Origin of the sequence: Pseudomonas yamanorum (assembly GCF_013386765.1) — a bacterium.
Taxonomy (GTDB): domain Bacteria; phylum Pseudomonadota; class Gammaproteobacteria; order Pseudomonadales; family Pseudomonadaceae; genus Aquipseudomonas; species Aquipseudomonas yamanorum_A.
Genome location: NZ_JACARE010000010.1, coordinates 299126 through 322649 on the forward strand (window position 1 = coordinate 299126; position 23524 = coordinate 322649).

Below are 23524 nucleotides of genomic sequence, written 5' to 3' on the forward strand. Positions count from 1 at the left end.
ACCCATGTTCAAATATATTGGCGACATCGTTAAGGGTACCGGTACCCAGTTGCGAAGCCTGGTGATGGTGTTCGGTCACGGCTTTCGCAAACGCGACACCCTGCAATACCCGGAAGAAGCGGTGTACCTGCCGCCGCGTTATCGCGGCCGCATTGTCCTGACCCGCGACCCCGACGGCGAAGAGCGCTGCGTGGCCTGTAACCTGTGCGCCGTGGCGTGCCCGGTGGGTTGCATCTCGCTGCAGAAAGCTGAAACCGAAGACGGTCGCTGGTACCCGGACTTCTTCCGCATCAACTTCTCGCGCTGCATTTTCTGCGGCCTCTGCGAGGAAGCTTGCCCGACCACCGCGATCCAGCTGACACCGGATTTCGAGATGGCCGAGTTCAAACGTCAGGACCTGGTGTACGAGAAAGAAGATCTGCTGATCTCTGGTCCCGGTAAAAACCCTGATTACAACTTCTATCGTGTTGCAGGTATGGCCGTTGCCGGTAAGCCGAAAGGCGCCGCACAAAACGAAGCCGAGCCGATCAACGTGAAGAGCTTGCTGCCTTAAGGAAGAAAGATGGAATTCGCTTTCTATTTCGCATCGGGTATTGCAGTGGTGTCCACGCTTCGCGTGATCACCAACACTAACCCCGTGCACGCCCTGCTCTACCTGATCATTTCGCTGATCGCCGTGGCCATGACCTTCTTCAGCCTCGGCGCACCGTTCGCCGGTGTGCTGGAAGTGATCGCCTACGCCGGCGCCATCATGGTGCTGTTCGTGTTTGTGGTGATGATGCTCAACCTGGGGCCGGCCTCGGTCGCCCAGGAACGCGTCTGGCTCAAGCCCGGCATCTGGCTCGGCCCGGTGATCCTCGCAGCCCTGCTGCTGGGTGAACTGCTGTATGTGCTGTTCGCTCACCAGAGCGGCCAGGCCATCGGCCACACCACCGTAGACGCGAAAGCCGTGGGCATCAGCCTGTTCGGCCCGTATCTGCTGGTGGTCGAACTGGCTTCGATGCTGCTGCTCGCCGCAGCCATCACCGCCTTCCACTTGGGCCGCAACGAAGCCAAGGAGCAATGACGATGCCTGCTATCCCTTTGGAGCATGGTCTGGCGGTCGCCGGCATCCTGTTCTGCCTTGGCCTGGTCGGCCTGATGGTTCGCCGCAACATTCTGTTCGTGTTGATGAGCCTGGAAATCATGATGAACGCCGCGGCACTCGCGTTCATCGTGGCCGGTAGCCGTTGGGGCCAGCCGGATGGACAAGTGATGTTCATCCTGGTGATCAGCCTGGCAGCCGCCGAGGCCAGTATTGGCCTGGCGATCCTGCTGCAACTGTATCGTCGCTTCCACACGCTTGATATCGACGCTGCCAGTGAGATGCGCGGATGAACATGATCTTTCTGACTTTCGTATTTCCCCTGATCGGTTTCCTGCTGCTGTCGTTCTCCCGTGGACGCTGGTCGGAAAACCTCTCGGCCTTGGTCGGCGTGGGTTCCATTGGCCTGTCGGCGATTGTCGCCGCCTACGTCATCTGGCAATTCAACGTCGCGCCGCCGGAAGGCGGCCACTACACCCTGGTGCTGTGGCAGTGGATGTCGGTGGAGGGCTTCAAGCCCAACTTCGCCCTCTACGTCGACGGCCTGTCGATCACCATGCTTGGCGTGGTCGTCGGTGTAGGCTTCCTGATCCACCTGTTCGCGTCCTGGTACATGCGCGGTGAAGCCGGTTACTCGCGCTTCTTCGCCTACACCAACCTGTTTATCTCCAGCATGCTGTTCCTGGTGCTGGGCGATAACCTGTTGTTCCTGTACTTCGGCTGGGAAGGCGTGGGCCTGTGCTCGTACCTGTTGATCGGTTTCTACTACAGCAACCGCAACAACGGTAACGCCGCACTCAAAGCCTTTATCGTGACCCGGATCGGCGACGTGTTCATGGCCATCGGCCTGTTCATCCTGTTCCAACAAGTGGGCACGCTGAACATCCAGGAACTGCTGGTGCTGGCACCGCAGAAATTCCAGGTCGGCGACTTCTGGATCACCCTGGCGACCCTGATGCTGCTGGGTGGCGCTGTGGGTAAATCCGCACAACTGCCGCTGCAAACCTGGCTGGCTGACGCAATGGCCGGTCCTACCCCGGTTTCGGCACTGATCCACGCCGCAACCATGGTAACCGCCGGTGTCTACCTGATTGCCCGTACCCACGGCCTGTTCACCCTGGCGCCGGAGATTCTGCATCTGGTAGGCCTGGTGGGTGGCGTGACCCTGGTACTGGCAGGTTTTGCTGCTCTGGTTCAGACCGACATCAAGCGTATCCTCGCCTACTCGACCATGAGCCAGATCGGCTACATGTTCCTGGCCCTGGGCGTTGGCGCCTGGGACGGCGCGATCTTCCACCTGATGACCCACGCCTTCTTCAAGGCCCTGCTGTTCCTTGCTTCCGGTGCGGTGATCGTTGCCTGCCACCACGAGCAGAACATCTTCAAGATGGGCGGCCTGTGGAAGAAACTGCCGCTGGCCTACGCCAGCTTCATCGTCGGCGGTGCGGCCCTGTCGGCCCTGCCACTGGTGACCGCTGGTTTCTACTCGAAAGACGAAATCCTCTGGGAAGCCTTTGCCAGCGGTAACCACGGCCTGCTGTACGCCGGCCTGGTGGGTGCGTTCATGACCTCGCTGTACACCTTCCGCCTGATCTTCATCACGTTCCACGGTGAAGCCAAGACTGAAGCCCATGCAGGCCACGGCATTTCCCACTGGCTGCCACTGTCGGTGCTGATCATCCTGTCGACCTTCGTCGGCGCCATGATCACCCCGCCTCTGGCCGGTGTACTGCCGGAAAGCGCCGGCCATGCCGGTGGCGCCGCCAAGCACAGCCTGGAAATCGCCTCGGGTGCCATCGCTATCGCCGGTATCCTGCTGGCGGCCCTGCTGTTCCTCGGCAAGCGCCGCTTCGTCACCGCCATCGCCAACAGTGGCATTGGCCGCTTCCTTTCGGCCTGGTGGTTCGCTGCCTGGGGCTTCGACTGGATCTACGACAAACTGTTCGTCAAGCCTTACCTCGCCATCAGCCACGTACTGCGCAAAGACCCGCTCGACCAGACCATCGGTTTGATCCCGCGTGCCGCGAAGGCCGGTCACACCGCCCTGAGCCGTAGCGAGACCGGTCAATTGCGCTGGTATGCAGCTTCCATGGCGGCCGGTGCCGTGCTGGTAATCGGCGCCATCATCGTGGTGGCGGTCTGACCATGTCTAAGTACATTGCGAACTTTGCGAACTTGCGAAAGGAAACGAGCCCGTCATGATTCTGCCCTGGCTAATCCTGATCCCCTTTATCGGCGGCCTGCTCTGCTGGATGGGTGAACGCTTCGGCGCCACCCTCCCCCGCTGGATTGCGTTGCTGACCATGTCCCTGGAACTCGCGCTCGGCCTCTGGCTGTGGGCCCACGGTGACTATTCATTTGCTCCGGCACCGGGTGTCGATCCGACCTTCGCGCTTGAATTCAAGCACGTGTGGATCCAGCGCTTCGGCATCAACGTGCACCTGGCCCTCGACGGCCTGTCGCTGTTGATGATCCTGCTGACCGGCCTGCTGGGTATCCTCTCGGTACTCTGCTCCTGGAAAGAGATCCAGCGTCACGTGGGCTTCTTCCACCTGAACCTGATGTGGATCCTGGGCGGCGTTGTCGGCGTGTTCCTCGCCCTCGACCTGTTCATGTTCTTCTTCTTCTGGGAAATGATGCTGGTGCCGATGTACTTCCTCATCGCGCTCTGGGGTCACAGTTCTTCGGACGGCAAGAAAACCCGGATCTACGCGGCGACCAAGTTCTTCATCTTCACCCAGGCTTCCGGCCTGATCATGTTGGTGGCGATCCTGGGCCTGGTACTGGTCAACTTCAACAGCACGGGCGTGATCACGTTCAACTACGCCGACCTGTTGAAAACCAAGATGTCCCTGACCACCGAGTACATCCTGATGCTGGGCTTCTTCATCGCGTTCGCGGTGAAGCTGCCGGTGGTGCCGTTCCACTCCTGGTTGCCTGACGCTCACGCCCAGGCGCCGACCGCAGGTTCCGTTGACCTGGCCGGTATCCTGTTGAAGACTGCGGCCTACGGCCTGCTGCGTTTCGCTCTGCCGCTGTTCCCGAACGCTTCGGCCGAGTTTGCGCCGATCGCCATGACCCTCGGTCTGATCGGGATCTTCTACGGTGCGTTCCTGGCCTTCGCCCAAACCGACATCAAGCGTCTGATTGCCTTCTCGTCCGTTTCCCACATGGGCTTCGTACTGATCGGCATCTATTCCGGCAGCCAACTGGCACTGCAAGGCGCGGTGATCCAGATGCTGGCTCACGGTGTGTCGGCTGCGGCACTGTTTATCCTCAGTGGCCAGCTGTACGAGCGCCTGCACACCCGTGACATGCGTGAGATGGGTGGCGTGTGGTCGCGTATCGCCTACCTGCCGGCCATCAGCCTGTTCTTCGCCGCCGCCTCCCTGGGCTTGCCGGGTACCGGTAACTTCATCGGCGAGTTCCTGATCCTGATGGGTGCCTTCGTGCATACACCGTGGATCAGTGCTATCGCTACCTCCGGCCTGGTGTTCGGTTCGGTCTACTCACTGATCATGATCCACCGCGCGTACTTCGGCCCGGCCAAGTCCGACACCGTGTTGCACGGCATGGACGGTCGCGAACTGATCATGGTGCTCGGCCTTGCGGTACTGCTGGTGTTCATCGGCGTGTACCCGCAACCGTTCCTGGATACCTCTGCCGCAACGATGCATGGCGTGCAGCAATGGTTCAGCACCGCCTTCACTCAACTCGCTTCGGCCCGGTAAGAGCGCTATGGAATTCACGATCCAACACTTTATCGCGCTTGCGCCGCTGCTGATCTCCAGCCTCACCGTTGTGGTGGTGATGCTGGCGATCGCATGGCGCCGCAACCACTCACAGACCTTCCTGATTTCCGTGGCAGGTTTGAACCTGGCCTTGCTGTCGATTATCCCGGCACTCAAGGTCGCACCGCTGGCAGTCACCCCGCTGTTGATGGTCGATGACTTCGCGCTGCTGTATATCGCGTTGATCCTCGTGGCCACCCTGGCCTGCGTCACCCTCGCCCACGCCTACCTCGGCGAAGGCGGCACGGGTTACCCGGGCAACCGCGAAGAGCTGTACCTGCTGATCCTGCTGGCTGCGACCGGCGGTATCGTGCTGGTCAGCGCGCAGCACCTGGCCGGCTTGTTCATCGGCCTGGAACTGCTGTCGATCCCGGTCTACGGCCTGGTGGCGTATGCCTTCTTCAACAAGCGCTCCCTGGAAGCCGGCATCAAGTACATGGTGCTGTCGGCCGCCGGTTCCGCGTTCCTGTTGTTCGGTATGGCCCTGCTCTACGCAGAAGCCGGCAGCCTGAGCTTCAGCGGTATCGGTCACGCCCTGGCAGCCTCCGGCAGCCCTGCGCCAATCGCCCAGCTGGGCCTGGCCATGATGCTGATCGGCCTGGCGTTCAAGCTGTCGCTGGTGCCGTTCCACCTGTGGACCCCGGACGTGTACGAAGGCGCCCCGGCGCCGGTGGCCGCGTTCCTGGCTACCGCGTCGAAAGTCGCCGTGTTTGCGGTGATGGTGCGTCTGTTCCAGATCTCCCCTGCGGCCAACACCGGTGTACTCAGCAACGTGCTGACCATCATCGCGATCGCCTCGATCCTGTTCGGTAACCTGCTGGCGCTGACCCAGAACAACCTCAAGCGTCTGCTGGGTTATTCGTCCATCGCGCACTTCGGTTACCTGCTGATCGCCCTGGTGGCAAGCAAGGGCCTGGCGATGGAAGCCATCGGCGTGTACCTGGTCACCTACGTGATCACAAGCCTGGGTGCATTCGGTGTGATCACCCTGATGTCCTCGCCTTACAAAGGCCGTGACGCTGACGCCCTGTACGAATACCGTGGCCTGTTCTGGCGCCGTCCGTACCTGACCGCCGTACTGACCGTGATGATGTTGTCCCTGGCCGGCATCCCGCTGACCGCCGGCTTCATCGGCAAGTTCTACATCGTGGCCACTGGTGTTGAAGCCCACGAATGGTGGTTGGTTGCATCCCTGGTACTGGGCAGCGCCATCGGCGTTTTCTACTACCTGCGCGTGATGGTGACCCTGTACCTGATCGAACCAAACCTGCGCCGTGTAGACGCCGAGTTGCACTGGGAACAGAAAGCGGGCGGCGTGATGCTGCTCGCAATCGCCCTGCTGGCGTTCTTCCTGGGTGTGTACCCACAACCGTTGCTCACCCTGGTGCAGCATGCGGTGATGGCGGGTTGATCGCTTAGTTAAACGCAGTAAGCAAAACGGCGCCTTCGGGCGCCGTTTTGCGTTTCTGGAGAAGATAATCTTGTCAGGTTGAAGAAGCTTGCCTCCCGTAGCAGCTGTCGAGCTCAAGCGAGGCTGCGTCGGCTCAACTTGATCTGTGCCTGGCTCTATAACGACGGCGTGGCCAACGTAGCCTCGCTTGAGCTCGACAACTGCTACGACACCTTCAGCAGTGGCGGTAAATCTGCAATCAAATCCTGAACTGCCCCACCAACTGCCCCAACCGCTGCCCAAGGTCCGCCAGGCTGCGGGAGGTCTGGGCGCCCTGTTGGGTTTCATCCGCCACGCTGTCCACCGCCACCGCGATCTGATGCACGCTGCGGTTGATCTCTTCGGCTACGGCGGTTTGCTCTTCAGCCGCGCTGGCAATCTGCGCGTTCATCGAGTTGATGGTGCCGATCAGCTGCGCCATGGTGTCCAGGGAGGCACCCGCTTCGTTGGCCTGGGCCGAGGTGCCGTCGCCGGCTTCGCTGGAGCGACGCATGGATTCCACGGCGGCTTCGGTGCCTTTTTGCAGGCGGTCGATCATGCCCTGGATTTCCTGGGTACTTTGCTGGGTACGGCTGGCCAACGCCCGCACTTCGTCGGCGACCACGGCAAACCCACGACCGGCCTCCCCTGCCCGCGCGGCTTCAATGGCGGCGTTGAGGGCGAGCAAGTTGGTCTGTTCGGCAATCGAGCGGATCACGCCAAGCACGCTGACAATCGAGGAAACGTCCTGCTGCAAGCTGTCCAGGGACACGCCGCTGGTGCGGATGTCGTTCACCAGCGCGTGAATCTGCGCGATGCTGCCGTCCACGACTTTTTTCGCAGCCTGGCCTTCGGCGTCGGTCTGTTGCGCTGCCACGGCGGCGCCTTGGGCGCTGCGGGCCACTTCATGGGCGGCAGACGACATTTCGTTGATCGCGGTGGCCACCTGGTCCGTTTCGTGGCGCTGGCGCTCCATGGCTTTTTCCGAGCGGCTGGCTTGCTCGGCGACCTGGCTCACCAGGCCGGTAAGCTGGGAGGTCATTTCGGTGATCTGCCGCACCAGGCCGTGGATCTTGTCGACAAAGCGGTTGAACGAGCCGGCCAGTTCCCCCAGTTCATCCTGGCTGGTGATGGCCAGGCGGCGAGTCAGGTCACCTTCACCGGCGGCGATGTCGTCGAGGTTGATCTTCATCAGGTGCAACGGCCGCAGGATGGTGTTGGCCACCAGCATGCCCACGGCGGCGATCACCAACAGCACCACCACGGCAATCCCGATGATGCTCAGCACCACGCCTTCCATGCGCTTTTCCACCTTGGCCTGAACCTCGGCGACCTGGGCGTCGATGCCGTCCAGGTTCACCGACGTACCGATCACCATGTCCCACTTGGGCAGGTATTCGGTGTAGCCAAGCTTGGGCACCAGTTCGGTCTGGCCGGGCTGGGTCGAGCTGTATTGCAGGTAGTGGGTGCCGTCCTTGCCGACTTTCACCAGGTCACGGTTGACGTAGACGCCGTTCGGGTCGCGGTTGTCCTTGAAGCTTTTGCCCACGCCGTCCGGGCTGTTGCCCTTGAACAGGCGAATGGTCTCGGAGTCGTAGCCGAAGAAGTAGCCGTCCTTGCCGTAACTGGTGTTGGACAGCAGCTTGACCACCTGCGCCCGCACCGTCGTGTCGCCCTGGGCGGCAGCGTCGTACAGCGGCTGGATGGTGGTCATGGCCACCTCGACGTAGCCGCGCAAGGTGGTCTTGGCGTCGTTGAGCAGGTTCTGACGGGTTTCTTCGACTTCCTTGCGGGCCTGCTCCTGAAGGATCCACACCGTGGTCAGGCTGATGATCACGGCAAACAACAACACGGGCAGGACAGCAAGGGACAGTACTTTGGCCTTTAGACTCAGACGCATGGCTCTTCTCTCTTAAGGGACAACTTAAGAGGTTAACGGCTAGTTACAATAAATCTGTAGGACAATCCCTCAGAGCGTCATCGCAGCAAACCAGCCAAACGCCAGCAGCGGAATGTTGTAATGCAGGAAGGTCGGGACCACGGTGTCCCAGATATGGTGATGCTGGCCGTCGATGTTCAACCCCGAGGTCGGGCCCAGGGTCGAGTCCGACGCGGGCGAGCCGGCATCCCCCAGTGCCCCGGCCGTGCCAACGATGCACACGATGGCCAGCGGGCTGAAGCCCAGTTGCACGCACAGCGGCACAAAGATCGCCGCCAGGATCGGCACCGTGGAAAACGACGAGCCAATGCCCATGGTCACCAGCAAGCCCACCAGCAGCATCAGCAGCGCGCCCACACCGCGGCTATGGCCGATAAACGCCGCCGAGGCTTGCACCAGAGTCTGCACTTCGCCGGTGGCCTTGAGCACTTCGGCAAAGCCCGACGAGGCGATCATGATGAAGCCGATCATCGCCATCATCTTCATGCCTTCGGTGAACAGGTCATCGGTGTCACGCCAGCGCACGATGCCCGACACCGAAAAAATCAGGAACCCCGCCAGGGCGCCGATGATCATCGAGTCCAGCCACAGCTGGATAATGAACGCCGCCGCAATTGCCAGGCCGGCCACCAGCAGGGTCAGCGGGTTGTATTGCACCGCCACCTGCTCGACCCGCTCGATTTTCTCCAGGTCGTACACGCGCTTCTTGCGGTAGCTGATAAACACCGCCACCAGCAGGCCGACCACCATGCCCAGCGCCGGGAGGCCCATGGCATGGGTGACGTTGACCTGGCTGATGTCGACACCGCTCTTGGCCACGTTGGCCAGCAGGATCTGATTCAGGAAGATATTGCCGAAGCCCACCGGCAGAAACATATAGGGCGTGATCAGGCCGAAGGTCATCACGCAGGCGATCAGCCGGCGGTCCAATTGCAGCTTGGTCAGCACATATAAAAGCGGCGGTACCAGCAGCGGGATAAACGCGATGTGGATCGGCAGGATGTTCTGCGAGGCGATGGCCACCACCCAGAGCAAGCCGATCAGCAACCACTTGACGTGACTGCCGCCGGTGGCTTCCTGACGGTCCACCAGCAGCAGGGCCTTGTCGGCCAACGCATGGGCCAGGCCAGACTTGGCAATCGCCACCGCGAAAGCACCGAGCAGCGCGTAGGACAATGCCACCGTCGCACCGCCACCCAGCCCACTGTTGAACGCCTTGAGCGTTGCGTCGATGCCCAGGCCGCCGGTCAGGCCACCCACCAGGGCGCCGACAATGATCGCGATTACCACATGCACGCGGGACAGGCTGAGCACCAGCATGGTGCCGACCGCGGCGATTACTGCATTAATCATCGTTACCTCAAGACAGAAAACATAAAAAAAGCACGCACCTGCCCGGGCTGCTGTCGGGGACGGCTGCCGCAAATCAGGTGTTAAAGGAGTTTTATTAGAGGGCGCGCACTTTGCAGCAGGCAGGCGGGCATGTCAAAGCACGACGTCGCAAACAGCTTTAAATTGAACGTTTGAATAAAGAAAACTTTCAAGCGGCCGATACAGGCAGATCGTCTCTGTCGTATCGAAAGGTTAAGGAAGGCTCCATGTCGCTCAGACAGCTGTCCATTCAATGGAAAATTACCCTGCTGGCCGGTCTCTGCCTGTTGGGCATCGTGACCTTGCTGGTAGGTCTGTCGCTGTACCGCATGGCGCAGAGTTCCGATCTGGTGAAGGCCTCCAGCATGGAAATGCTCGACGAAGCTGCCCAGGCGCGCATCGAAGCCCAGGGTGAAGTCCAGGCCTTGGGCATTCGCCAGCAGTTCATGGACGCCTATCAATACGGCCACGGTTTTTCCCGGCAGGTGCTGTTCCTGCGGGAACAGGCAGAAAAACGCTTCCTGGATGCGTTCGATCTACGCGAAGACCTGACTCGCCAGGTCAAGGCCGCGTTGCAAGCCAACCCGGACTTGCTGGGCCTGTCCCTGGTATTTGAAGCCAACGCACTGGACGGCAAGGACGAACTGTTCGCCAATCAAAAGGAGCTGGGCAGCAACGACAAAGGCCGCTTTGCGCTGTACTGGTCCCAGCCGACCGCGGGCAAACTGACCTCAATGTCGCTGCCCGAAAGCGACATGTCCGACACCAGCATCGGACCCAGCGGCGAAAAAGCCAACGCGTGGTTCACCTGCCCGCGCACCACCCTCAAACCCTGCGTGATCGAGCCGTACTTCTATGTCATCGACGGGCAAAAGGTGCTGATGACCAGCATCGTGTTCCCGCTGATGGTCAATGGCAAAGTCATCGCGTCGCTGTCGGTGGACATCAACCTCAACAGCCTGCAAGCGGTCAGCCAGAGCGTCAGCCAGAAACTCTACAACGGCCAGACCAGCGTCAGCATCATCAGCCCGGTGGGCCTGCTGGCCGGCTACAGCCCGGACGCCGGCAAACTCAGCCAGCGCCTGGACACCGTCGACACCTCCAATGGCGCGCAACTGATCAGCGCCCTGGCCAGCAGCACCCAGACCCGCAGTGTGCGCACCGACCATCAACTCAAGGTACTGGCGCCGTTCCTGCCGATTCCCGATGGCAAACCGTGGGGCGTGTTGCTGGATGTGCCGGAAAAAGTCCTGGTCGCCCCGGCTGAAGCCCTGAAGGTCAAGCTCGACGCCGACAACGCCAAGGGCACCCTGCTGGAACTGAGCCTGGGCCTGTTGGCCGCCATCGTCGGCCTGTTGCTGGTGTGGCTGATGGCCCGCAGCGTGACGCGGCCGATCCTCGGCGTGGCGCGCATGCTGGAAGACATTGCCAGTGGCGAAGGCGACCTGACCCGCCGCCTGGCCTACGACAAGCACGATGAACTCGGTGAGTTGGCCGGCTGGTTCAACCGCTTCCTCGACAAGCTGCAGCCGATCATTGCCCAGGTCAAACGTTCGGTGCAGGACGCCCGGGGCACCGCCGACCAGTCAGCCGCGATTGCCACCGAAACCAGCGCCGGCATGGAGCAGCAATACCGCCAGGTCGACCAGGTAGCCACCGCCTCCCACGAGATGAGCGCCACCGCCCAGGACGTCGCCCGCAATGCAGCCCAGGCCGCCCAGGCCGCCCGCGATGCCGACCGGGCCACCCGCGAAGGCTTGACGGTGATCGACCGCACCACCACCAGCATCGGTCATCTGGCCGCTGACATGAGCACGGCAATGACCCAGGTTGAAGGCCTGGCCGCCAACAGCGAGAAGATCGGTTCGGTACTGGAAGTGATTCGCGCGATCGCCGAGCAGACCAACCTGCTGGCACTCAACGCCGCCATCGAAGCGGCCCGCGCCGGTGAGGCCGGTCGTGGTTTTGCAGTGGTCGCCGACGAAGTGCGCAACCTGGCACGACGTACCCAGGAATCGGTGGAAGAAACCCGCCTGGTGATCGAGCAACTGCAAAGTGGCACCCAGGATGTGGTGGGCTCCATGAGCAACAGCCATCGTCAGGCCCAAGGCAGCGTCGAGCATGTAGGCCAGGCCGTGACCGCGTTGCGCCAGATCGGCGATGCGGTGACGGTGATCAGCGACATGAACCTGCAAATCGCCAGCGCCGCCGAAGAGCAAAGCGCGGTGGCCGAGGAGATCAACAATAACGTGGCGACGATTCGGGATGTGACCGAGTCGCTGTCCGAGCAGGCGAATGAATCGGCGCGGGTCAGCCAGGCGTTGAATAGCCTGGCGAATCAGCAGCAGGGTTTGATGGATCAGTTCAGGGTTTGATGAGCTGCGAGATTCTCTGGCAATAAGCCCGAGTATCCCGTAGCAGCTGTCGAGCCTCGGCGAGGCTGCGTTAGCGGTGTGTCAGGTATGCCGCCGACGCAGCCTCGCCAAGGCTCGACAGCTGCTACGTCGGTTTTCACTGGCGGCGTGGCAGGTCGATAACCACCTTCAGCCCGCCCAGCTCGCTTTCCTGCAACAGCAGCACCCCGCCCCACACCTCGACAATATCCCGCACGATCCCCAACCCCAGGCCATGGCCGTCAGTCTGCTCATCCAGCCGGGTGCCCCGGCTGAACACCTGGTCGCGCTGACTCTCGGGAATCCCCGGCCCGTCATCCTCGACCATCAGCCGAAAGCCTTCCGGGGTTTCGCTGATGCTCAACACAATCTCGGCATCCGCCCATTTGCAGGCGTTGTCCAGCAGGTTGCCCAACAGTTCCAGCAAGTCCTCGCGGTCCCACGGCAGTTGCAAACCGGGGCGCACGCGGTAACTCAAATCCAGATGTTCGCCATGGATCATGTTCAAGGTCGCTAACAGCCCCGGCAATTCACCATCGCAGTCGAACAAGGCACCCGGCAGGGTCTCGCCGGCCAACCGCGCACGATTGAGTTCGCGGTTAAGCCGTTGCTGCACCTGCTCCAACTGTTCGCGCAGCAGCTTGCTCAGTTGCGGATGGTCCTTGAGCTGCTCGCTGGAGGCCACGCTCAGCAACACCGCCAACGGGGTTTTCAGGGCATGGCCGAGGTTGCCCAGGGCGTTGCGCGAGCGTTTGAGGCTGTCTTCGGTGTGGGCCAGCAAATGGTTGATCTGTGCCACCAGCGGCTCCAGTTCCACCGGCACCTGGGTATCCAGTTGCGAGCGCTGGCCTTGTTGCAGTTGCGCGATCTGGTTGCGCGCGGTCTCCAGCGGGCGTAACGCGCGGCGCACGGTGACCCGTTGCAGGATCAGGATCAGCAACAGCGCCGCCAGCCCGATTACCAGGCCAATCTGGCGCATCAGGCGAAAGCTTTCCCTGACCGGGGTGTAGTCCTGGGCCACGCTGATGGAAATCGATTGGCCGAAGCGCTTGTAGTCCGAACGCAGCACCAGCAGTTGCTGGCCTTCCGGGCCCAGTTGCAGGTTGCCCTTGAGCCCGGCCTGGGGCAGTTGCGGCAGCTCCTGGTCCCATAACGAGCGGGAACGCCAGTGGGTGTCACCAAAATCGATACGGAAATAGTGCCCGGAAAACGGGCGCTGATAAGCCGGAGACAGCCGCTGCTCATCCAGTTGCACACCCGTGGGCCCGCGCACCAGCGCCACCAGCAGGTTCTCGCTGTCATTGCGCAGGCCCGATTCCAGGTAGCGTTGCAGGCCCACTTCGAACAGCCACAAACTGGTCTGCGCCAGCACCAGGCCGACGATCACCATCACACTGATCAGCCCCAGGCTCAGGCGCCGCTGGATCGACTTCATGCAGGGCCAGCGCCAAACCGGTAACCCTGGCCGCGCCGGGTCTCGATCACGCTGCGGCCCAGCTTGCGGCGCAGGTGATTGACGTGCACTTCCAGCACATTGGAATCACGCTCGGTCTCGCCGTCGTACAGGTGTTCGGCCAGGTGGCTTTTGGAAAGGATTTGCTCGGGGTGCAGCATGAAGTAACGCAGCAGCCGAAACTCGGCGGCAGTCAGTTGGATCTCCTCGCCGTCACGCATCACGCACTGGCGGCCCTCATCCAGGTGCAAACCGGCGGCCTGCAAGGTGGGCTGATTGGCCTGGCCATGGGAACGGCGCAGCAAGGCCTGGATACGCAGGTGCAGTTCTTCGGGGTGGAAGGGTTTGCTCAGGTAATCGTCGGCTCCGGCCTTGAGCCCTTCGATGCGCTCGGCCCAGGAGTCGCGGGCAGTGAGGATCAGCACCGGCGTGGCCAAGCCGGCGGCGCGCCATTGCGTCAGCACCTCAAGCCCGGGCAAACCCGGCAGGCCGAGATCAAGAATGATCAAGTCGTAGGGTTCGCTGCGCCCCTGATACACCGCATCGCGCCCGTCCGCCAGCCAGTCCACGGCATAGCCCTGGCGATTGAGCCCGGCCATCAGCTCATCGGCCAGGGGTACGTGGTCTTCCACCAGAAGCAGGCGCATCAGTCGTCTTCCTTGTCTTTGAGCAGTTGGCCGGTGTTGGCGTCGAGTTCGATCTCGCGTACTACGCCTTCCACTGTCAGCAGTTCGATTTCATAGATATAGCGCACAGGACGATCCTTGTGCTCCTCAAGCTCGGCGTCGAGCAACTTGGCGCCCGGGTAGCGCTCGAAAGCCGGGCCAAGCAGATGCTCGAGCGGCGCGATCACACCCTTCTGGCGCAGGCGCAGCGCTTCGTCCTGGCCCAGGTCCCGAGCGGCCAGGCTTGAGCAAAATGCCAGGAGCACCAGCGCCACTTGAACGCTGGTGCGTAGATTTACCTTCATTACGTATCCTGATGATCCTTGAGGACGGCCCCGGTGACGGCGTCCAATTCCAGGTCCCACTCAACGCCCTGGGCGTCGCGCAGTTCAACCTGATACAGGTACTTGCCGTATTCCTCTTCAAGCTCGGTTTCATGCACGGTGGCGCCGGGATGTTTGGCGAGTGCAATGGCGTTGAGCTTCTCGAAAGACACAATGGTACCAGCGTCGCGCAATTTCAGTGCCTCGTCCGGCCCCAGGTCTCGGGCCTGGGCGAGGCCCGCAGTGAGGGCGATGATACTGCCGGCGATCACGGCTGTGAGGGTTTTCATGGTGAGTCTCCGTTTCAGGATATTTTGCCTACGGGGCTCACCGTACTGGATCCAACTTAACTGAAACTGAATTGCCACCATGGCAATTCTACGCAACACCATTGCCTGCAACCGCGCAGGATTTTCTATACTGCCCTGCTCGCTGTCGATGAGATCGGTATGACTGCTATCCATATGAAGTTCCCCGCCTTGACCCTCAAGGCCGGCAAACGCGCCTTTGCACGCATTCGCGAACAGGGGCTGGCGCCTGCGGATGTCGGCATCCTGCCCGGTGCTGCTGGCGGCCCCAAGGCCCTGGGCATCCAGGGCCTGGACCTGGCGCTGTTCGGTGACTGGCTGCCCCGCGCGCCACGCGAACGCGCACTGATCGGCGCCTCTATAGGCTCCTGGCGGTTTGCCAGCGCGTGCCTGCCCGACCCGGTGCAAGGTTTGCTCGACCTGGGCCGCCTGTACAACGAACAAAGTTTTGCCAAAGGCGTGACCATGGCCGAAGTCAGCCAGAGTTGCGTGCGTATGCTCGATGACCTGCTGGCCGGTCGTGATGCCCGGGTGCTCGACAACCCGAACTATCGGCTGAACATCATGGTGGTCAAAAGCCACGGCCTGCTCGCCGACGATCATCGCGGTCGCCTCGGCTTGGGCCTGTCCTCGGTGATCGCCGACAACCTGCGGGGCCGCGCTCGGCTGTCACGGCACTTCGAACGGCTGATCGTCCACGACCCGCGCCAGGCGCCACCGCTGCATGCGCTCAAGGATTTCCCGTCGCGCTTCCTCAATCTGGAACTGGGCAACCTGCGCCAGGCGTTGCTGGCGTCCGGCTCGATCCCCATGGTGATGCAAGGCGTGCGTGACCTGCCGGGTGCTGGCGCAGGCACCTACCGCGACGGCGGCCTGCTGGACTATCACCTCGACCTGCCCTACCACGGCGAAGACATCGTGCTGTACCCGCACTTCACCGACCGGGTCATTCCCGGCTGGTTCGACAAGGGCTTGCCGTGGCGCCGCGCCAATCAACAGGGCCTGCAGGATGTATTGCTGCTGGCACCGTCGAAGGAATACCTGGCCCGCCTGCCCCACGGCAAACTGCCGGACCGCAGTGACTTCAAGCGTTTCATGGGTGATGACCCGGGACGCAACAAGTACTGGCAAACCGCGATGAGCGAAAGCCAGCGGCTGGGGGATGAATTCCTGCAACTGGCCGACAACGGCCAATTGGGCGAACGCCTGCTGGCTCTCTGATCCCCCCGTAGCAGCTGTCGAGCTTAAGCGAGGCTGCGTCGGCAGCACCTCGGTTTACCAGGCAAACCGTAAACGCAGCCTCGCTAAAGCTCGACAGCTGCTACGTAGGGTGCGCGCGCGGTGGCAACAAACTGTTAAACTCGCCGCCTGCCAGACACCTGACCGAGCTGAAAAATACTGTGGAAATCTTCAAGGAATTTACATTCGAATCCGCCCACCGCCTGCCCCACGTGCCCGAAGGCCACAAGTGCGGGCGCCTGCATGGCCATTCGTTCAAGGTGGCAATCCACCTCAGCGGCGACCTCGACCCGCATACCGGCTGGATCCGTGACTTCTCGGAGATCAAGGCGATTTTCAAGCCGCTCTACGAACGCCTCGACCACAACTACCTCAATGACATCCCGGGCCTTGAGAACCCGACCAGCGAAGTGCTGGCCAAATGGATCTGGACTGAATTGAAACCGTTGTTGCCGGAACTCAGCGCGATTCGCATCCATGAGACCTGCACCAGTGGCTGCATTTATCGCGGCGAATGAGCTGGTGATGTAGAAAAAACCACCCTTGCGGTGGTTTTTTTATGCCGGTGACTCCCTTACAGTCGTGGCCTCTTGTAAAGGAAGCGCTGCGATGCCATCCCTTATCCGCCCTGCTACCGTTGACGATGTCGCCACCATCGAGACCATCGTCCACGCCGCCTACTCCCCTTACATCGAACGCATCGGGCGCAAGCCAGGGCCGATGCTGGATGATTATCGCCAACAGGTCGCTGCTGGACGCGTACATGTGCTGGAGAGCTCCGGCCGGGTGCACGGCTTTGTCGTACTGATCCATGAGGACGAGTACCTGCTGCTGGATAACCTGGCCGTCGACCCCGGCGCCCAGGGGTTGGGTTACGGGCGCCTGCTGCTGGAGTTCACGGAACAGCAAGCCCACCAGGGTTTCGTGCGCCTCTACACCAATGAGGCAATGACCGAAAACCTCGCGCTGTACACCCGCAAGGGCTATGTGGAAACCCACCGCGCCGAGGAAAACGGCCTGCGTCGGGTTTACCTGCAAAAAGACCTCACTGCCTCTCGCTGAAGGAATTCCCATGGAAAACACCTGGCTGGCCCAGGCCAAGCGCTTGCAAGCATTGGCCTCCACGGGGCTGCATTTCTGCACCGATGACTTCGAGCGCGAGCGCCTCGAGGAAATCGCCCAGATCGCCCACAGCATGCTCGCGCAGTTGGGCGAAGTGCCGCTGGAGCGCATCACCGGGCTGGTGCCGGACTTTGCCAAGCGCTATTCGACGCCGATGATTGATGTACGGGGTGCGGTGATTGACGGTGACCGGATCCTGTTGGTGCGTGAGTTGACGGATGGTTGCTGGGCGTTGCCCGGAGGCTATGCGGATATTGGTTTGTCGGCCGCTGAAAACATCATCAAGGAAATCCGCGAAGAGGCCGGGCTGACAGTTACCGCTCGGGCGCTGTACAGCGTCACCCATAAGGCCAAAGGTTTGTACCGGCCCGATATCCGGGACTTCTACAAACTCTATTTTCTGTGCGAGCGGGTTGATCAAGTGGCGCCGGCTGCCGGTTTCGAAACCACGGAAGTCGGCTTCTTCAGGCTCGATGCCCTGCCGCCGCTCTCCCGTGGCCGCACCATTGAAAGCGACCTTGAGGCCGCGTTTGCGTTTCATCGAGGGGAGACCACCCACACCCTGTTCGATTGAAAAACGGGTGATCCAATTTGTATCACCCTTGCACCGCTTTCGCGCCTGACTGGGCAGAAAGACCAATCCCTCCCGCGTGTTCTCCCTGTTTGGCTATAAATACTGTGCAACGTGCACAGCGCTGACCGTGCGCACGTCACTGCGTTGCAGTTGGCACGCCGGGTGCAATAGGCCTGCGTCACTCATTCAGGGAGAAAGGCACATGACGCAGAACGAACCGGGCAATGACTACCCTCTCAGCGAGGTGCCCATGCATGCCCGCAAAGGCCTGGCCTCCACCGCCATGGTGCTGCTGGGCTTTACCTTTTTTACCGCGACCATGTTCGCCGGCGGCAAATTGGGAGTGGCCTTCAGCTTCACCCAAATGCTCGGCGTCGTGGCCCTGGGTAACCTGTTGTTGGGTATCTACGCCGCAGGGCTGGGTTACATCGCGTTCAAGAGCGGTTTGAATTCGGTACTGATGGGGCGCTTCTGCTTTGGCGAAGTGGGCAGCAAGCTGAGCGACTTGATCCTCGGTTTCACCCAGATCGGCTGGTACGCCTGGGGCACCGCCACGGCGGCCGTGGTGCTGGGCAAATATTTCGAATTGAGCCAGGGCAGCGTGCTCGGGCTGATGGTGCTGTTCGGCATGGTGTTCTGCGCGACGGCCTACGTGGGGTATCGCGGGCTGGAGATCCTGTCCTACATCGCCGTACCGGCCATGGGCATTTTGCTGTTTCTGTCGATGTGGGTGGCCACCGTCAAGGTCGGCGGTCTGGATGGGCTGTTGGCAGTAGTGCCGACCGGCGAGCTGGATCTGTCCACCGCCATCACGCTGGTGTTCGGCACCTTCGTCAGCGGCGCGACCCAGGCCACCAACTGGACGCGGTTCTCGCGCTCGGCCAAGGTCGCGGTGCTGGCCAGCCTGATCGGCTTCTTTATCGGCAATGGCTTGATGGTGCTGATTGGTGCCTATGGCGCCATCGTCTACCAGCAACCGGACGTGGTCGAAGTGTTGCTGCTGCAAGGTTTTGCCATGGCCGCCATGGCCATGCTGCTCCTGAATATCTGGAGCACCCAAGACAACACCATCTACAACTTCGCCGTCGCCGGCTGCAACCTGCTGCGCACCAAACGCCGCAAAACCGTGACCCTGGCCGGCGCGGTGATCGGCACCCTGCTGGCGCTGCTGGGCATGTACGACATGCTGGTGCCCTACCTGATCCTGCTGGGCACGGTGATTCCGCCGATCGGCGGGGTGATCATGGCGGACTTTTTCTATCGCTACCGCGGCCACTACCCGCGCCTGGCCGAGACGCGCCTGCCGGCATTCAACTGGCCCGGGCTGATCGCCTATGCCGTGGGCACGGTACTGGCCTTTCATTCGCCGTGGGTCGCTCCGCTGGTGGGGATTGTGGCGGCGTCGCTGACCTACATCGTGCTGACCAGCGTCCTGCGCGTGCGGGCACCGTTGGCTGACGCCCAGGCATGAGCCTGACCATCGCCGATGTGCTGGCCTTGCCCGGGCTGGAGTCGATGTGCCTGCGGGCCGGGGAAGCCGGCCTGGAGAACGCGGTGCGCTGGCCCTATGTGGCGGAAAACAGCGGCATCGCCGAATGGGTGCTGGGGGGCGAACTGGTGTTCATCACCGGTATCAATCACCCCCGGGATGAGGCCAACCTGCTGGTGTTGCTGGACGAGGCCTGTCAGCGCCAGGTCGCCGGGCTGGTGATTCTCACGGGAGCGGACTATATCCAGGCGATCCCGCAGCGCTTGCTGGAAGCCGCGCAAGACGCGGGCATGCCGCTGATCGAGCAGCCGTACTCGTTGAAGATGGTGCTGGTGACCCAGGCCATCGGTTCGGCGTTGATCCAGTCGCAACAGTTGGGGCGCTCGCGGCACGATGTATTGGAACGCCTGCTGGCCGGTGACTATCAATCCCTGGATTTGCTGCTGCACCGCGCCGCGCAATTGGGCATGCCGTTGGCCGGGCATTGGCAGCTCGTCCAGTTGCAGCTGGACGGCAGCGATGCACTGTTTGCCCAAGGCGAGGCGCCGGTGGTCGAAGCACAGCTGGCCCGTCAGCACGATGCCATTACCCGTCGTCTGCGCCAGTTTTCCGCGCAGCATCCGTCGCGTTTGCCCGTGCAGGGGCGTGCCGGGCAATGGACAATGCTGTTGCCTGCGGCCGACGCAGGCGAGGCATTGGCCAACCGTCAGTTGTTGGCGGGCTGGTTGAAAGCGCTGAACCTGCGCCTGGCGCCGCTGAAACTGTTTATCGGCCTGAGTGCCGCCGCGCACCCGCCCGCTCGCCTGGCCCAGGCCCTGGACGAAGCGCGCCAGGCGTTGGCGGCGGCGCGGCGGTTCAGTGAGCGCGCCGGGTTGTGTGTCTACGATGAGCTGGGGGTACTCAAGTTGCTCAGCGGCGTACGTGATCGCGCCGTGCTCGACCAGTTTCTCAACGAACGCCTGGGGCCGCTGTTGCGCCACGACCTGCACCATGGCCCAAGCCTGATGCCAACCCTGGAGGCCTGGTTCCACGAGAATGGTAACCTTGTGGCCGCCGCCCAGCGGCTGGCGGTTCACCGCAACACCCTGACGCACCGCGTCCAGCGCATCGAAGCCCTGTGCGGGCTGACGCTGGACAATTCTTATGACCGCCTGGACATCGGCATCGCGCTGATGATCTGGCGGCTGTCTGCCTGACTGTTTTTTGCCAAGAGGAACTTGCCCATGCACATCATCAACGCCCGCCTGCGCAACCGTGAAGGCCTGCATGATCTGCACCTGGAACACGGCCGGATCGCCAGCATCACCCAACAAGGCGCGGCGCCCATCGCAGGCCCCGACGACCTGGACGCCGCCGGCAACCTGGTGGTGCCACCCTTCGTCGAACCGCACATCCACCTCGACGCCACCCTGACCGCCGGCGAACCCCGCTGGAACATGAGCGGCACATTGTTTGAAGGCATCGAGTGCTGGGGCGAACGCAAGGCCACCATCACCCTGGAAGACACCAAGACCCGCGCCAGGAAAACCATCCAGACCCTGGCCGCCCATGGCATCCAGCATGTGCGCACCCATGTCGACGTCACCGACCCGGACCTCACCGCGCTCAAGGCGATGCTTGAAGTGCGCGAGGAAAGCACCCACCTCATCGACCTGCAAATCGTCGCGTTCCCCCAGGAAGGCATCGAGTCCTACCGCAATGGCCGCGAGCTGATGGAAGAAGCTATCCGCTTGGGCGCCGACGTGATCGGCGGCATCCCGCACTTTGAATACACCCGCGACCAAGGGGTGAGTTCGGTGAAGTTCCTGATGGACCTGGCCGAGCGCACCGGTTGCCTGGTGGACGTGCACTGCGACGAAACCGACGACCCTCATTCGCGCTTTCTCGAAGTGCTGGCCGAAGAAGCCCGCAGCCGCGACATGGGCGCCCGCGTGACCGCCAGCCACACCACGGCCATGGGCTCTTACGACAACGCCTACTGCGCCAAGCTCTTCCGCCTGCTGGGCCACTCTGGCATCAGCTTTGTCTCCTGCCCCACCGAAAGCATTCACTTGCAGGGCCGCTTCGACACCTTCCCGAAACGCCGAGGCGTGACCCGGGTCAACGAACTGCTGGAAGCCGGCATGAACGTCTGCTTCGGCCAGGACTCCATCGTCGATCCCTGGTATCCCCTGGGTAACGGCAACATCCTGCGGGTGCTGGAAGCCGGCTTGCATATCTGCCACATGCTCGGCTATCGCAACCTGCAAAGCGCCCTGGACCTGGTCACCGACAACAGCGCCAAGGCCATGGCCCTGGGAGATCGTTATGGCCTGGAACCGGGACGCCCGGCGAACCTGTTGATCCTGTCGGCGGACAGCGACTATGAAGTGATTCGCAGCCAGGGCTTGCCGTTGTATTCGATTCGCGCGGGCAAAGTGTTGATGAAACGCCGGCCGGCGCAGGTGGAGTTTTTATAAACGCCGCGCCGTTCCGAACAGGCTGACGCTCAGCAACTCCCCCGCGTCAGCCTGCAAGCGCACCGGTGCCGTACCGCCGGGCATCACCACCGCCACCTCACCCGCCGTCACCCATCCTACAGACCAGGCGGCGCAAGCCACGGCACTCGCGCTGGTCCCGGAGGACGCCGTTGGCCCCTCGCCGCGCTCAAACACCCGGGCGATGACACGGTTGCCGGAATCCCGGGCGCCCCATTGCAGGTTGACCCCGGAAATACAGGGCTGACCCGCCCCGGCAGGCGGCGCAAAAGCGATTGCCCTCAGCGAATCGAACAACCCTGGCTGGAGCATCTGCGCATTGTCCGGCAACGCCGATGCATCCTGCACCAGCGTCACACAATGAGGATTGCCCACTCGCACAAACTGGCTGTGATTCCACGCAGTGTTCAGTGCAGACAGTGGTGAGACATGGCTCACCTCGGTCCCCTCAAGCGAGACCACACCCACCCCAACCGCCCCCACCGCCGAAGGCCCGAACCCGGGACGCCCCAACGCCAGCCAAAAGCCCTGGACCTGTTCGTACTGCGCAGGCTCAACCTGTGTGATCACCGGTGACACTGCATCCGCCTTGTCGTGATGCACCCGCAGGTCACAGCCCTGCGTCATCAACCCTTGGTCGGTCAACGACTGGGCAAAAATCGTCAGCCCATTGCCACTGCGCTCGGCCAGGGAACCGTCGGTGTTGACGATCAACAGGTCGAAGGGCGGTGCGGCCTGAAACGGCCCCACCAACAAGCCGTCGCAGCGATGCTCTTTGGCCCCAGCCGGGCGTGGCAAAGAACCCCACTCGCATTCGGCGGCAACCGCCGCCAACGCCCAAGCATCGCGGGTGCCCGCGGCCAAGGCGGCGTCATCCGGCACGTCGATGCCTTTGCTGCGCAACAGTGCCGGGGTCGCCACGCCGTAAATATTGCCGCGAGCGTCATAGAACACGGTCATTGCGCCGTCCGCATGAAAATCCGCACCACCTCTTCGAGGTGCTTGCGCATGGCCTGTCGCGCACCTTCCACGTCCCGCTGTTCCAGGGCGTCGAGGATCTTGCGATGCTCGTCTTCCGAGCGATGCGGCATGTCATCCGAGGTGTAATGCGCCTGCAACCGCTGGAACATGCTGCCGTAACGATGCCCCAGCAAGTGCGCAATCATCAGCGCATACGCCGGATTGCCCGAGGCCTGGGCAATACGGATGTGAAACAGCCGGTCGCCCGGATGGGTATGGGAGCCTTCGCGGTTGTCCTGCACGTTGCGCTCGAACGCCTCGCGAATACCCGCCAGCTCTTCGTCGGTGGCATGTTTGGCCGCCAAAGCAGCCGCTTCCGGCTCAATCAGGCGACGGGCCTGGAGCAACGAAAACGGTGGAATCTCGGCATTGAAGTCGACGTGCAGGTTGAGCTCCGGATCGAACTCCTTCCATTGATCCCGGGTGGCCTGAGCCATCACCGGTTCCTGGCTGACTTTCGGTTGCACGGGTTCGCACACCAGCACGCCGTTGCCCACCCGCACGTCCACCAGGCCGATCACCTCCAGGGCAATCATCGCCTCACGCACGGAGGCGCGACTCACCCCCAACAGTTTGGCCAGCTCCCGCTCAGCCGGCAGGCGACTGCCCGGTGGAAATTCTCCGCTGTCGATCAACGCCCGCAACTGGTCGGCAATCTGTCGATAAAGACGTTGGTTATCAATTACTTGAAATGGCATCTAGGCTCAGCTCGATTCATGCATGGCACGGTCCAGATGATCAACCCGCGAAAAAGCCGCTTGTTGACCGAGAAGACCCATGCTAAAAATTGGATCAATGGCCTGACCATTGGATCGTTTCCAGTGTGCTGATCATAGCAAACCCTCAC

22 protein-coding genes and 2 pseudogenes are annotated in these 23524 nt (G+C 62.0%); 15 read left to right on the forward strand and 9 right to left on the reverse strand.

The annotated features are described in order from the left end of the window. Window positions 1-4 precede the first annotated feature (4 nt). From nuoI to nuoN, 6 genes are read left to right on the forward strand one after another with little or no spacing between them, the layout of a single operon-like run. The gene (gene nuoI / locus HX875_RS07415) at window positions 5-553 is read left to right on the forward strand and encodes an NADH-quinone oxidoreductase subunit NuoI (protein ID WP_003174725.1); all 549 of its coding nucleotides are present in this window, start codon (window positions 5-7) and stop codon (window positions 551-553) included. Window positions 554-562: 9 nt separating this feature from the next. Further along, window positions 563-1066 (forward strand): NADH-quinone oxidoreductase subunit J, encoded by a 504-nt coding sequence (nuoJ, locus tag HX875_RS07420; RefSeq protein ID WP_003219561.1) that lies wholly within the window; start codon window positions 563-565, stop codon window positions 1064-1066. A 2-nt stretch (window positions 1067-1068) separates the two neighbouring features. Next, on the forward strand, window positions 1069-1377 hold the full coding sequence (gene nuoK / locus HX875_RS07425; protein ID WP_003219560.1) for an NADH-quinone oxidoreductase subunit NuoK: 309 nt from the start codon (window positions 1069-1071) through the stop codon (window positions 1375-1377). Continuing rightward, window positions 1374-3227 carry an NADH-quinone oxidoreductase subunit L gene (gene nuoL, locus HX875_RS07430; RefSeq protein ID WP_177042664.1) on the forward strand — a complete coding sequence of 618 codons (1854 nt, stop codon included), beginning with the start codon at window positions 1374-1376 and terminating at the stop codon, window positions 3225-3227. Before nuoK ends, nuoL begins: the two co-directional genes overlap by 4 nt. 55 nt (window positions 3228-3282) lie before the next feature. After that, the gene (gene nuoM / locus HX875_RS07435) at window positions 3283-4815 is read left to right on the forward strand and encodes an NADH-quinone oxidoreductase subunit M (protein ID WP_017476147.1); all 1533 of its coding nucleotides are present in this window, start codon (window positions 3283-3285) and stop codon (window positions 4813-4815) included. Window positions 4816-4822: 7 nt separating this feature from the next. Further along, window positions 4823-6286, forward strand: a complete 1464-nt coding sequence (gene nuoN, locus HX875_RS07440; protein WP_017476148.1) for an NADH-quinone oxidoreductase subunit NuoN — start codon at window positions 4823-4825, stop codon at window positions 6284-6286. Between the two features lie 238 nt (window positions 6287-6524). On the opposite strand, the gene HX875_RS33080 is transcribed toward nuoN, so the two are convergent. From HX875_RS33080 to HX875_RS07450, 3 genes and pseudogenes are all read right to left on the reverse strand, one after another. Beyond that, complete coding sequence (locus HX875_RS33080) at window positions 6525-7346, reverse strand: methyl-accepting chemotaxis protein (protein WP_371318563.1); 822 nt, start codon at window positions 7344-7346, stop codon at window positions 6525-6527. Between the two features lie 36 nt (window positions 7347-7382). Continuing rightward, window positions 7383-8204: pseudogene (locus tag HX875_RS33085) on the reverse strand (cache domain-containing protein); the annotation flags it as partial. Between the two features lie 69 nt (window positions 8205-8273). Then, entirely contained in the window at window positions 8274-9593 is a 1320-nt protein-coding gene (locus HX875_RS07450) for a Na+/H+ antiporter family protein (protein ID WP_169389406.1), read from the reverse strand. 1391 nt (window positions 9594-10984) lie between these two features. Between HX875_RS07450 and HX875_RS33090 the strand changes: the two are divergent. Together HX875_RS33090 and HX875_RS33095 are read left to right on the forward strand one after the other, a co-directional pair. Continuing rightward, window positions 10985-11131 (forward strand): annotated as a pseudogene (locus HX875_RS33090) (HAMP domain-containing protein); the annotation flags it as partial. 102 nt (window positions 11132-11233) lie between these two features. After that, window positions 11234-11989, forward strand: coding sequence for a methyl-accepting chemotaxis protein (locus tag HX875_RS33095; RefSeq protein ID WP_371321474.1), 756 nt, complete (start codon window positions 11234-11236; stop codon window positions 11987-11989). A gap of 136 nt (window positions 11990-12125) precedes the next feature. On the opposite strand, the gene HX875_RS07460 is transcribed toward HX875_RS33095, so the two are convergent. From HX875_RS07460 to HX875_RS07475, 4 genes are read right to left on the reverse strand one after another with little or no spacing between them, the layout of a single operon-like run. After that, a complete protein-coding gene (locus tag HX875_RS07460; protein ID WP_177042667.1) occupies window positions 12126-13442 on the reverse strand; it encodes a sensor histidine kinase in 1317 nt (438 codons plus the stop codon). After that, entirely contained in the window at window positions 13439-14107 is a 669-nt protein-coding gene (locus tag HX875_RS07465) for a response regulator transcription factor (protein ID WP_177042668.1), read from the reverse strand. Before HX875_RS07465 ends, HX875_RS07460 begins: the two co-directional genes overlap by 4 nt. Continuing rightward, window positions 14107-14430, reverse strand: a complete 324-nt coding sequence (locus tag HX875_RS07470) for a PepSY domain-containing protein (protein ID WP_010172783.1) — start codon at window positions 14428-14430, stop codon at window positions 14107-14109. Before HX875_RS07470 ends, HX875_RS07465 begins: the two co-directional genes overlap by 1 nt. Beyond that, window positions 14430-14738 (reverse strand): PepSY domain-containing protein, encoded by a 309-nt coding sequence (locus HX875_RS07475; RefSeq protein ID WP_177042669.1) that lies wholly within the window; start codon window positions 14736-14738, stop codon window positions 14430-14432. The genes HX875_RS07470 and HX875_RS07475 overlap by 1 nt, the downstream gene beginning before the upstream one ends. Before the next feature lie 159 nt (window positions 14739-14897). Here HX875_RS07475 and HX875_RS07480 point away from each other — a divergent pair, with 159 nt between their 5' ends. The 7 genes from HX875_RS07480 (at window position 14898) to codA (ending at window position 21639) form a co-directional block, all read left to right on the forward strand. Next, window positions 14898-15977 (forward strand): patatin-like phospholipase family protein, encoded by a 1080-nt coding sequence (locus HX875_RS07480; protein ID WP_177042670.1) that lies wholly within the window; start codon window positions 14898-14900, stop codon window positions 15975-15977. A gap of 179 nt (window positions 15978-16156) precedes the next feature. Further along, window positions 16157-16513: a 6-carboxytetrahydropterin synthase QueD gene (gene queD / locus HX875_RS07485; RefSeq protein WP_003237990.1), complete on the forward strand. Its 357-nt coding sequence runs from the start codon at window positions 16157-16159 to the stop codon at window positions 16511-16513. 91 nt (window positions 16514-16604) lie between these two features. Next, window positions 16605-17057: a GNAT family N-acetyltransferase gene (locus HX875_RS07490; RefSeq protein WP_177042671.1), complete on the forward strand. Its 453-nt coding sequence runs from the start codon at window positions 16605-16607 to the stop codon at window positions 17055-17057. A gap of 10 nt (window positions 17058-17067) precedes the next feature. After that, a complete protein-coding gene (locus HX875_RS07495; RefSeq protein WP_177042672.1) occupies window positions 17068-17691 on the forward strand; it encodes an NUDIX hydrolase in 624 nt (207 codons plus the stop codon). A gap of 202 nt (window positions 17692-17893) precedes the next feature. Then, window positions 17894-19162 (forward strand): cytosine permease, encoded by a 1269-nt coding sequence (codB, locus tag HX875_RS07500; protein WP_177042673.1) that lies wholly within the window; start codon window positions 17894-17896, stop codon window positions 19160-19162. Next, the gene (locus HX875_RS07505) at window positions 19159-20376 is read left to right on the forward strand and encodes a PucR family transcriptional regulator (protein WP_177042674.1); all 1218 of its coding nucleotides are present in this window, start codon (window positions 19159-19161) and stop codon (window positions 20374-20376) included. Before codB ends, HX875_RS07505 begins: the two co-directional genes overlap by 4 nt. A gap of 27 nt (window positions 20377-20403) precedes the next feature. Continuing rightward, window positions 20404-21639, forward strand: a complete 1236-nt coding sequence (gene codA / locus HX875_RS07510; protein WP_177042675.1) for a cytosine deaminase — start codon at window positions 20404-20406, stop codon at window positions 21637-21639. On the opposite strand, the gene HX875_RS07515 is transcribed toward codA, so the two are convergent. Beyond that, window positions 21634-22617, reverse strand: a complete 984-nt coding sequence (locus tag HX875_RS07515) for a diaminopimelate epimerase (RefSeq protein ID WP_177042676.1) — start codon at window positions 22615-22617, stop codon at window positions 21634-21636. The genes codA and HX875_RS07515 overlap by 6 nt on opposite strands. Next, the gene (locus HX875_RS07520) at window positions 22614-23375 is read right to left on the reverse strand and encodes a FadR/GntR family transcriptional regulator (protein ID WP_076016736.1); all 762 of its coding nucleotides are present in this window, start codon (window positions 23373-23375) and stop codon (window positions 22614-22616) included. Before HX875_RS07520 ends, HX875_RS07515 begins: the two co-directional genes overlap by 4 nt. Window positions 23376-23524 lie beyond the last annotated feature (149 nt).

Coding starts and splice junctions, on each gene's coding strand:
- nuoN (WP_017476148.1), top strand. CDS start 4,823: ATGGAATTCACGATCCAACACTTTATCGCGCTTGCGCCGCTGCTGATC.
- nuoJ (WP_003219561.1), top strand. CDS start 563: ATGGAATTCGCTTTCTATTTCGCATCGGGTATTGCAGTGGTGTCCACG.
- HX875_RS07480 (WP_177042670.1), top strand. CDS start 14,898: ATGACTGCTATCCATATGAAGTTCCCCGCCTTGACCCTCAAGGCCGGC.
- HX875_RS07475 (WP_177042669.1), bottom strand. CDS start 14,738: ATGAAAACCCTCACAGCCGTGATCGCCGGCAGTATCATCGCCCTCACT.
- HX875_RS33080 (WP_371318563.1), bottom strand. CDS start 7,346: ATGACCTCCCAGCTTACCGGCCTGGTGAGCCAGGTCGCCGAGCAAGCC.
- HX875_RS07515 (WP_177042676.1), bottom strand. CDS start 22,617: ATGACCGTGTTCTATGACGCTCGCGGCAATATTTACGGCGTGGCGACC.
- nuoL (WP_177042664.1), top strand. CDS start 1,374: ATGAACATGATCTTTCTGACTTTCGTATTTCCCCTGATCGGTTTCCTG.
- nuoI (WP_003174725.1), top strand. CDS start 5: ATGTTCAAATATATTGGCGACATCGTTAAGGGTACCGGTACCCAGTTG.
- HX875_RS07490 (WP_177042671.1), top strand. CDS start 16,605: ATGCCATCCCTTATCCGCCCTGCTACCGTTGACGATGTCGCCACCATC.
- nuoK (WP_003219560.1), top strand. CDS start 1,069: ATGCCTGCTATCCCTTTGGAGCATGGTCTGGCGGTCGCCGGCATCCTG.
- codB (WP_177042673.1), top strand. CDS start 17,894: ATGACGCAGAACGAACCGGGCAATGACTACCCTCTCAGCGAGGTGCCC.
- HX875_RS07460 (WP_177042667.1), bottom strand. CDS start 13,442: ATGAAGTCGATCCAGCGGCGCCTGAGCCTGGGGCTGATCAGTGTGATG.
- HX875_RS33095 (WP_371321474.1), top strand. CDS start 11,234: ATGGAGCAGCAATACCGCCAGGTCGACCAGGTAGCCACCGCCTCCCAC.
- HX875_RS07465 (WP_177042668.1), bottom strand. CDS start 14,107: ATGCGCCTGCTTCTGGTGGAAGACCACGTACCCCTGGCCGATGAGCTG.
- HX875_RS07505 (WP_177042674.1), top strand. CDS start 19,159: ATGAGCCTGACCATCGCCGATGTGCTGGCCTTGCCCGGGCTGGAGTCG.
- HX875_RS07470 (WP_010172783.1), bottom strand. CDS start 14,430: ATGAAGGTAAATCTACGCACCAGCGTTCAAGTGGCGCTGGTGCTCCTG.
- nuoM (WP_017476147.1), top strand. CDS start 3,283: ATGATTCTGCCCTGGCTAATCCTGATCCCCTTTATCGGCGGCCTGCTC.
- codA (WP_177042675.1), top strand. CDS start 20,404: ATGCACATCATCAACGCCCGCCTGCGCAACCGTGAAGGCCTGCATGAT.
- HX875_RS07520 (WP_076016736.1), bottom strand. CDS start 23,375: ATGCCATTTCAAGTAATTGATAACCAACGTCTTTATCGACAGATTGCC.
- HX875_RS07495 (WP_177042672.1), top strand. CDS start 17,068: ATGGAAAACACCTGGCTGGCCCAGGCCAAGCGCTTGCAAGCATTGGCC.